Genomic DNA, 9,942 nt, shown 5'->3' with positions numbered 1-9,942 from the left:
GTCAGTGACGGGCATCAAGGGCAACACCGGGCAAACGGCCTACGGGGCCAGCAAAGCGGCGATGATCGGCATGGGGAAATCTCTGGCGCTGGAAGTGGCGCGCTTTGGTATCCGGGTGAACTGCCTGCTGCCCGGGATTATCGAAAGCGAGATGACGCAGGCCATTCCGCCGGAAGCGCTGAAAGCGCTGCGCAAGCAGATCCCCCTGCGCCGCCTGGGCAAAGCCAGCGAGGTGGCGCGTACCACCGCGTTTCTCATCGGTGATGACAGCCGTTATATGACGGGCCAAAACCTGGTGCTTGACGGGGGTTTGACCGTCTAAGGCAAGCCTGGTTTACTCTTCTATTGGGGTATCTCTGCATACCCCAAGCGCTTTCGATAACCCCTATTGCATCACTTCAGAGCATCCACGATCGCCCCCTACCCCAGAGCTCCTTCTATCAAAATGGTGAGTCTAGCTCACGATCTGCGTGGTTAAATAAAGCACTCTTGTGAAGCCTGCCTGTTCAAAAAACACGCTTCAGGACGCAGCATTACCAGAGGTTACAAATGAATAAATGAAACTAGACCCGCTGAAATTCGATTTATTCCACAAAGTTATGATAAGTATAGAACTGAAAGCTTGACCGGAATTTTCCGATAGCGTTAAATCCAATATCTTAAACAAAACGTGTATAGGGAAATACCGCATAGTGGCTAAGAATAATCGTAAGTTTTTGAGTATGGATGAGGTACAGCGTTTACTTGATGCAATTCCTGACCATAAGAATACTGTCCGCGATAAATGTATGTTACTGGTTTGCTTCATTCATGGATTGCGCGTCTCTGAACTCTGTAATCTGCGCCTGCAGGATTTGGATTTACTCAGCAATAAATTGTATGTCAATCGCCTGAAAAACGGTTTTTCCGTCCAGCATCCGATCCAGCCGCGTGAGCAGTTCGCACTGGTCAGTTGGCTGGCCAAGCGTCCGCAATATCTTGAAGCAGAGAGTGATTTTCTGTTTCTGTCACGCCAGGGGGGGCGGCTTTCTCGCCAGCAACTGCATCGCCTGATCCGCGAGTATGGTGAACGCGCTAGCCTGAACGTACCGGTGCATCCGCATATGTTACGCCACGCCTGCGGCTATGCGCTGGCAGATGGCGGCATCGATACTCGTTTAATCCAAGATTATCTAGGCCATAAAAATATTCAGAATACGGTAATTTATACTGCCAGTAACGCGGGGCGTTTCCGCTCGATTAGAATATAGATTAAAATCCGCTTGGGAAATAGCCTGTTTAATTCATCTATGACGGTTAAACTCATCCAATGATGGTTGAGTTTAACATTTTATGTCTACCCATCTCTAGAGAGTCACGCGTCATGGAGTAATAAATAGCCACGAGTGTGGTAGATGCTGTGGAGCTATTTAAGCTTACTTTAAATAGAGTCTCCAATTAGAAAAAAGTTTTTCATAGGCGTAAATATATAAAACCAGTAATGGCTTCAGCACTCAATATTGAATGAATTAATTATTTTATTATTGTATTGTTTAGGATTTTTACATTAATTAAATAAGAATATTCGTTTAACTAGGAGCGATGTTTTTTTGCCAGATATCCTTAGTCATTCTATGGCTGTTGTCATTTTGTCTCTCCGCTATACTGAACTGGGATAGGTTGAAACTGTAGCAACCCTTGCATCAGCGATCCTATGAATCTTGTAGGTATGTAAAAGGATGAATAGCCCTGCACTTTTTTTTTGTAAAGTCACAGTGAGGCACTATGAATAATCGCAAGCATCTGACTCCTTCCGAAGTTGCGCGTCTGCTAGGAGCTACTCAGCATGGTAAGCATGCTGAACGCGATTACTGTTTGATTTGGATGTGTTTTATCCACGGATGTCGCGTCAGTGAGATCAATCGTTGGCGTCTTTCCGATATCGATTTGGAGGGTAAAAGCATTTATATCCATCGCCTGAAAAACGGCTTTTCCACCATTCATCCTTTATATGCCAAAGAACATAAAGCGTTACGCGCCTGGTTAAAGGTCAGACGCACTTATCGAGGTGCCGACAGCGACTGGTTATTCCTTTCCGAGAAGGGGAATCATCTATCCCGCCAGCGTATCTACTGGTTAATGCGTCATTACAGCGAGTTAGCTGGCCTGGAAGTTAACGCTCATCCTCATATGTTGCGGCATGGTTGTGGATTTGCACTAGCAGATCGTGGGATAGATACTCGGTTGATACAGGATTTTCTGGGACATAAGAATATTCAGCACACCGTGCTTTATACGGCCAGCAACGCGCGGAGATTTAAAGAAGTTTGGTAAACAAAATGTAATGATTTAATTCACCCGGTACACTTTGAACTAAACTGTCACGCACTCTAGGGACTATCTTTTCGCGAGTCAACAAATTTGTTGTGACAACTTTTCGGATTTTTAAAATTCCATTATTATCAATGTATTGCGTTTGTTTTGAGAGGGTTCGCTCTCATATGCCTTTCCCCATTCGTGGTTGATCAAGCTCACTTCTGTCAGGTCTGAAAAATCCCCCTCAGCGCTATCGCTAGTCTTAATGTTTCATTTTTGTTTATTAATTGTTCATCGGCTGGAGTTTAATGCTGGTCGCTAAGAATTTTCAGCATAAATAATTGGACGGTACACTTTAGTTCAAAATGACTCGTCGGTTCGATAAGGCTTAACGGCTTGATGGGTTATTTAACGGGAGAGGTTCTCGCTTGGAACTAAATAAACAGGGAACGACATAAGGCTATGTCAAATAATTTTGCTATGCACATGGGTGCATTACATTTGAAGGAAAGAGTTGTATGAAAAAGAATCTGATTGCTGTTGCCGTATTGGCATCTTCTGTGTTTGCCGTTACCGCTGCTGCCGCTGCTGATGGTCAAGTAGATTTCGTTGGTAAAATCACCGATGACGCTTGCGTAGTTACTAACGACGTAGGCAGCCCGTTGCAAGTGAAACTGGGTGAAGTAGCTAGAACTTCATTCAACGTTGGTGGTACGCCGACAGCGGGTATCAAATCTTCTGCAACCAATTTCGTCATCAAGTTGACTGGTTGCCCGCTCGCGGCAACTAAAGCTTCAGTCAAATTTGACGGTACTGCTGTGGACGGTGACAACACTGTTCTGGCACTGGCTGCAGGCGGTGCTACGGGTGTGGGCATTCAGTTGAGCGATGATACTAACGCTGTAGTGCCATTGTTTACCGCATCCAAGTCATATGATCTGGCTGTGGGTGATAACGACCTGAATTTCGTTGCGCGTTATATCTCTACCTCTAACGTCATTAGTGCCGGTGTTGCGAACTCCACCGCCAGCTTCACCCTCAATTACAACTAAGACCTTACCGATTCGACATATGGACTGGGCTCTCTAATTTCAGGCCAGCGGCAGTTGAGCTGGCCTTTATGTCTTATTTTATGAGGTTTTCCTATGAAAGTTATTCCTATCACCGTGCTGGCGAGCTTGCTGATGATGAGCTGTGTGGCTCAGGCCGGTGTGATTGTGGGTGGTACGCGCCTGATTTATGACGGTGGCAAAAAGGAGTCTTCACTGAGCGTCAGCAACCCGGACAAGGGGCCGTACCTCATCCAGACCTGGGTAGAGACCACCGCAGGTGGCGCTGAGAAAACCCCCTTTGTGGTGACGCCGCCGCTGTTTCGCCTTGATGGCGATCAGAAGAACATCCTGCGCGTGGTGCGTGCCGGGGGTAATTTGCCCTCTGATAAAGAATCGTTGTACTGGATGAACATCAAGTCCATCCCGGCGGCAAGCAAGAGTGAAGTCAGCAACACGCTGCAAATTGCGGTGAAGACGCGCATCAAACTGCTTTACCGCCCGCAGGGCATTAAAGGCACGCCGGAACAAGTGGCAGATAAACTCACCTGGCGGCGCAGTGGTAATAGCCTGCAGGTAACCAACCCGACGCCGTTTTATATGAACTTCTTTGAGGTGAAGGTGGCGGGCAAAGCGGTGAGCGATGTGACCCATGTGGCCCCGATGAGTTCGGCAAGCTTTGCGCTGCCAACCGGGGTCAGCGGCGGCTCGCTCAGTTGGAAGATTATCAACGATTACGGGGCGGTAAGCAAAGAGCAAATCGCGTCGTTATAGCCGGTGTTGGAAGGTATGGCGTTGATTTAGTAGGCATCCTCACAGGCTGTGGGGCACAGGACACAGGGGGTATTTCACCCTGCAGGTGATGGAGTAAAACGGATGAATAACTATAAAAGCCAGGCCGGGCACTTGCCGCGCATCAGCAGGCTAGCATATTTGATTGCTGCCCAGTTGGCATTGATGGGAACCCTGTCCTTTAGCGTACAGGCGCGTGACTACTTTAACCCGGCACTGCTGCAAATGGATAACCCAAACCAGGGTGCGACCGATTTAACCGTGTTTGAAGAAGGAACTGGCCAGGCGCCAGGAACCTATCGTGTCGATATCTACTTCAATAACGAACCGCGTGATACACGGGATGTGACGTTCAGCATGCAAAAAGGGGCGGACGGCAAAGACAGTCTGCAACCTTGTCTGACCGTGGCGCAGCTTAAGGCATTGGGGGTGAAAACCGAGCTGTTCCCGGCGCTGGGCGATGCCAATACACAATGCGCCAACCTCAGTGTCATCCCGCAGGCCAGCGCCAAGTTTCGTTTCAGCGAACAGCAGTTGCTGCTAAGTATTCCGCAGGCGGCACTCTCACAAAGCGCGCGCGATTATGTTTCCGAAAAACAGTGGGATGAAGGTATCCCGGCATTGCTGCTGAACTACAACGTGAGCGGTGCTAATACCTATGCACGTAGTGGCAACAGCCAGGATAGCAACAGCCAGTACGCCAACCTGCGGCCGGGTATCAACCTCGGGCCGTGGCGGTTGCGTAACTACACCACCTGGAACCGCAGCAGTGACGGCCAGGATCGGTGGGATACGGTCTATACCTATGCCCAGCGTGACATTATCGCGTTGAAAAGTCAGTTGACCCTGGGGGACAGCAGTTCGCCTTCGGACGTGTTCGACAGCGTATCTTTCCGCGGAGCGCAGTTGGCATCGGACGACGAGATGGTGCCAGACAGCCTGAAGGGCTATGCGCCGGTGGTGCGTGGGATTGCGCGAACCAACGCACAGGTGATTATCCGCCAGAACGGCTATGTGATTTACCAGAGTTTCGTGGCACCTGGGGCGTTTGAAATCAGCGACATGTACCCGACCGGGGGGAGTGGTGACCTGGTCGTGACCATCAAGGAAGCTGACGGTAGTGAACAGCAGTCGGTGGTGCCGTTTGCCTCGCTGCCGGTGCTGCAACGTGAAGGTCGCCTGAAGTACTCGGTCACCAGCGGGCAATACCGTTCTTATGACGGCAGTATAGACAAGACGACGTTCAGCCAGGGCACGGCGATTTACGGTCTGTCCAATGGTTTCACCGCCTACGGTGGCGGCCAGTTTGCCAGCAAGTACCAGTCAGTGGCCTTGGGGCTGGGTAAGAACCTGGGGAGTATCGGTGCTATATCAACAGACGTGACCCAGGCATGGTCCACGATGCAAGACAAGCCAAAAGATAGTGGTCAGTCATGGCGAGTTCGTTACAGCAAGAACATCGTGCAGACCGGCACCAACTTCTCGATTGCCGGTTACCGCTACTCAACCGATGGCTACTACAGCTTGCAGGAAGTGATGGACACCTATCGTGACGGTAGCAGCTATCCGGTCACCGATCGCAAACGCAACCGCAGTGAGTTGACCATCAGCCAGAATCTGGGTGATGCGGCGGGAACCCTGTCATTAACCTGGGTCAGCGAAGACTACTGGAACAGCGACCGCACCATGCGCTCGATGGGTGCCGGTTATAACAACAGTTGGAACGGTATCAGCTACGGGCTGAGCTACAGCTATAACGAAAACGCGACGGCCAGTGGCTACAGCAGTAGGGTAGTTTATGACCGTGACCAGGTGTTTGCACTTAACGTCAGCCTGCCGCTGGATCGCTGGTTGAGCAGGACCTATGCCAGCTATAGCCTGAACACCAGCCAGAAGGGTAACACCAACCATTCGGTCGGTCTGAACGGGACGGCATTGCCGGATAACAACCTGAGTTGGGGCGCACAGGAAAGCTATGGTAGTCAGGGGGTGGGCAACGGCGGCAACCTGAACGCCAACTACCGGGGTACCTATGCAGAAGTGTTGGCGGGCTATGCCTACGATCGCAACAGCCAGCGTCTGAATTACGGACTGAAGGGCGGCATTGTGGCGCACCAGGACGGTATTACCTTCGGCCAACCGATGGGTGAAACCATTGCGCTGGTGAAAGCGCCAGGGGCCGGTGGCACGGGCGTTAACAATCAGGCCGGGGTGAAAACCGACTGGCGTGGTTATGCCATCGTGCCGTACGTCAGCCCCTACCGCAAGAATCAGGTGCAGTTGAATACCGAAACGCTCGCAGATGACGTTGAGGTGGAGTTGACCTCTCAGAACGTGGTACCAACCCGCGGCGCAGTGGTTCGAGCCAACTTCCAGGCCAGCGTGGGCCAGCGAATGCTGATGACCCTGTTACGCCAGGGCGGTGCCCCGGTACCGTTCGGTGCCACGGTGAGCGATCCGGCACAGAAAACAGCACAGGGCTTTATCGTCGGGGACAACGGCCAGGTTTATCTGACCGGGATGGCGGACAGCGGCAGCCTGAATGTGAAGTGGGGCAGCGGAGCAGACCAACAGTGTCAGGTGAGCTATTCCCTGACGAAACAAACCACAGAGAATGCTGGCATTCAGCTGTTGAATGCGCAGTGTCGGTAAGGAACGATGATGAAGTTAATCAGGTTAGTTAAATTAACATTGGGCGGTCTGCTGTGCCTGTTTTCCGTATCAAGCTTTGCTGCAACCGGGTGGTGTACCACGGTAGGCGGCACGCAGACATATAACTTCCCCTTTGTCAAACAGTACGATAGTCCAGGTGATAACTCGGCTGGCACATATTTTAATCGAACCTACGAGTGGAGTTTAGCTGCGAATTACGCTGCCAATTGTGATTGTACCGCCTCGGCCAACACCTTCTATAAGGCAGCGGTACCTGGCAATCTGACAGCCACGCGGGACTATAATGGATTACATTTTTATTCACTAAATCAATATCTGGAAGTGGCAACTGAATTATATGTTGGGGGGAACAAGAGGGATTGGGTTGCCACCCCATTCGATAACGTGGATAATCTATTTCCCAGCGCCTGTTCGGGTGTAAAGAACTGGATATCCGGTGCTAATGGCTATGTGTCTTTGTACTTTACCAGGCCATTTGTGGGGCAGGTTACAATAGACAACGTCAAGATCCTGGACCTTTATGGTTCAAAAGTCAGTGGATCATATGGTGGGATGCCGATGTCGTCTATCTATATGAATGGGTCGGTAACGGTAGCACAATCTTGTAATATTAATGCCGGGCAGGTAATTGATGTCAAGTTTGGCAATATCATGTCAAATGACATCAAAAGGATGGGTGAGATTGCCAATGGATTTACCCCTAAAGTCGTTAATATGACGTTGGCCTGTAACAATATTTCTAACGGTGTTGTCGTCAGCTTATCCTTTAGTGGAGAGCCCGCGGGTGGGGATCCGACCGCATTGAAGACGGACAATACTGATATCGGGGTTCGGGTACGCGACGCAAACAATAATATCGTGCCGCCTGTCAATGGGCAACTGCCCGTCACCTTCGACTATTCTTCACAATCTGGTACCAGTTCTATGACTCTGGCACCAATGAACGTGACGGGAAATACCCCGGCGTTAGGGCAGTTTAACGCCGTGGCCACCGTCAATGTGGAAATTCAATAAACCCTGCTTTGGCACAACCGTTATTTGACCCAAGGAATTCGGGCAGAAACCTCTTGCCCGAATATATACTGCAACAGTAAGGAAACATGATGAAAAAACAGGCTCAACAAACGCTGCTGGCCCTATTGGTTTTGGCCGCTGGTGTTCATCAGGCAGTGGCAGCCCCAACTCAAGTTAATATTACCGGTGTCGTGGTGGCTTCACCCTGCACGGTAGACACCACCAGCTCAAATTTGAATGTCGATCTGGGGACCAACATTCAGGCGACCAGCCTGGCGACGGCAGGAAACACCTCTACGCCGGTACCGTTCAAGCTGGTGGTAAGAGATTGCCCGACAGGAACCACCAAAGTTACTGCAGCGTTTAGTGGTACGGCGGATGCTGCGGCTGGTGGGCGTTATACGACGACCAGCGGTACAGGCATGGCAGGGAACGTGGCGGTAGCAGTTGAGCAAGATGTGTCCCCGTATACCTTGCAAAACCCAGGTTCTACCATGGATTCGACGGTGGTAGGCACCACGGCGACATTTGCACTGAGAGCCAGTGCTTATGCCAAAGCGGCGGCCACGCCGGGTAATATCGCTGCGGTGATGTCAGTCGATTTTACCTATAACTGATGAGTAAGGTCAGTTCGCGCGGGGGGTAAAGCGCGGTCAAGTTTGATGGCCGACGTTGCTTTCCTTAGCCGCGGTGGGTTTTGGCAGAGAAAGTTTTAACATCGGCACCCAAGTCTATTTTGGGTGCCAGCACCTATCAGGACAAGCTGAGTCATTAATAACGGAACTATTATCATGATGACATCAACCGTATGGAACAACACTCCCTTACCGAAAATGCAGACGGCATGCCGTATCGACCGGGTATTGCTCATGGACGCTTGCCCGATAACGCGTGCCGGGATCTGTTCTGCATTCCAGCCACCACAGTTTCAAATCATGGATTGCGTGCACGTAGAGAAAGTGTGCGATCTGCTGGTGGCGATGCAGCAGGGCAAAGTGGACGTGGTGATCACTGAACTCTGTGGTGAAGGTGAGTCGGTATTGGAGGGGCTGCGAATGATTAGTCATTTACGCCAGTACTGGGCACGGGTGCCGCTTATCGTCGCCACCTCTTTGCAGGAACCGCACCTGCTTGCACAGTTGAGAACGTTGAGGGTCAGCGGTATCTACCTCAAACAGGATCCCCTGTCATCACTGACACAAGGCGTTCTCTGCGCGATGGCGGGGTTGTCTAGTCTTAGCCCGTCAGCGGTGAACTTGATTGGCAATGGCGCGCCGTCATTATCGCTAACCGGACGTGAGATGGACGTACTGGAGTGCCTGTTTGCCGGCAGAACCGTGACCGACACGGCACGGGTTCTGGCTCGGGATGTGCGCACCATCAGCACCCATAAACGCCGTGCCATGATTAAGCTCGGCTTCCATAGTGATAGCGATCTCTATACTCGTGGAGATTATCTAGCGCGTAATGGATTACTGATCTAGGAGTCGCTGCATGAATACGCCCTTATCGGCTGTCAAACTGGCCGTTGTTGCCCCCATACCCTTGCTCCAGGCAGGGATGGCACATTTTATTCAGAACCTTGATCCTCCCATGCACCTGGTGGTAATGGTCTCTTCGCTTGAGCAATTGCTGGCGCAATGGGCGCCGCCACAAATTGATCTGTTGGCGGTGGTGCTCAGTGGCTCACCGCAGGAGATTGCCCGCGATACACAGCAGTTGCTGCAGCTCTCTGAACGTGCGCCTGCACTGCGTATCGTGGTGTGCACTTATTGCCGGGACATTGCGTTGTTGACGCGTTTGAATCTCAGGCCGCACATCAGCCTGCTCGCCCGCCAGGAGTCGCAGGAGCAGACTCGCCGTGATATGGCGCAGGCGTTGACCGGTGCCAAGGTTTGTAGCCCCAGTATGGCCATGTACCTGCTGCACAGCTCCTCTCCTGCACAAGTGCAGGACAGTATGGTGGTATTGACGCAGGCGGAACACAAGGTGCTGGAGTACTTGCAGCAAGGAATGAGCGTTTCTGACGTGGCTGATTTACTGCATCGAAGTGTCAAAACCATCAGCGCACATAAGTGCAATAGCATGCGCAAGTTGGGGGTTCGCAATGATTCTGAAC

The 9,942-nt window shown here is 51.2% G+C and carries 10 protein-coding genes; all 10 read left to right on the top strand.

Annotated features, from left to right (window positions below; translation table 11 throughout):
* Positions 1–322: SDR family oxidoreductase (locus tag ACLQ7H_RS24560; RefSeq protein WP_411754928.1), on the top strand; the 322-nt coding region annotated here is incomplete at its 5' end.
* A gap of 370 nt (positions 323–692) precedes the next feature.
* Positions 693–1,250: a tyrosine-type DNA invertase gene (locus ACLQ7H_RS24555; RefSeq protein WP_411754927.1), complete on the top strand. Its 558-nt coding sequence runs from the start codon at positions 693–695 to the stop codon at positions 1,248–1,250.
* Positions 1,251–1,764: 514 nt separating this feature from the next.
* Positions 1,765–2,313: a tyrosine-type DNA invertase gene (locus ACLQ7H_RS24550; protein ID WP_411754926.1), complete on the top strand. Its 549-nt coding sequence runs from the start codon at positions 1,765–1,767 to the stop codon at positions 2,311–2,313.
* Between the two features lie 500 nt (positions 2,314–2,813).
* Entirely contained in the window at positions 2,814–3,347 is a 534-nt protein-coding gene (locus ACLQ7H_RS24545; RefSeq protein WP_411754925.1) for a fimbrial protein, read from the top strand.
* A 93-nt stretch (positions 3,348–3,440) separates the two neighbouring features.
* On the top strand, positions 3,441–4,118 hold the full coding sequence (locus tag ACLQ7H_RS24540; protein WP_411754924.1) for a molecular chaperone: 678 nt from the start codon (positions 3,441–3,443) through the stop codon (positions 4,116–4,118).
* 102 nt (positions 4,119–4,220) lie between these two features.
* Positions 4,221–6,788, top strand: coding sequence for a fimbria/pilus outer membrane usher protein (locus ACLQ7H_RS24535; protein ID WP_411754923.1), 2,568 nt, complete (start codon positions 4,221–4,223; stop codon positions 6,786–6,788).
* A gap of 6 nt (positions 6,789–6,794) precedes the next feature.
* A complete protein-coding gene (locus ACLQ7H_RS24530) occupies positions 6,795–7,823 on the top strand; it encodes a fimbrial protein (protein WP_411754922.1) in 1,029 nt (342 codons plus the stop codon).
* Positions 7,824–7,909: 86 nt separating this feature from the next.
* Complete coding sequence (locus ACLQ7H_RS24525; protein ID WP_411754921.1) at positions 7,910–8,440, top strand: fimbrial protein; 531 nt, start codon at positions 7,910–7,912, stop codon at positions 8,438–8,440.
* Positions 8,441–8,614: 174 nt separating this feature from the next.
* Positions 8,615–9,307, top strand: a complete 693-nt coding sequence (locus ACLQ7H_RS24520; protein WP_411754920.1) for a LuxR C-terminal-related transcriptional regulator — start codon at positions 8,615–8,617, stop codon at positions 9,305–9,307.
* Positions 9,308–9,317: 10 nt separating this feature from the next.
* A partial coding sequence (locus ACLQ7H_RS24515) for a helix-turn-helix transcriptional regulator (protein ID WP_411754919.1) occupies positions 9,318–9,942 on the top strand: 625 nt, incomplete at its 3' end.

This window comes from Serratia sp. (in: enterobacteria) (assembly GCF_046715635.1).
Lineage (GTDB): Bacteria > Pseudomonadota > Gammaproteobacteria > Enterobacterales > Enterobacteriaceae > Chania.
Note: the sequence above shows the minus strand (reverse complement) of the source record. Positions and strands in the feature narration are given on the sequence as shown.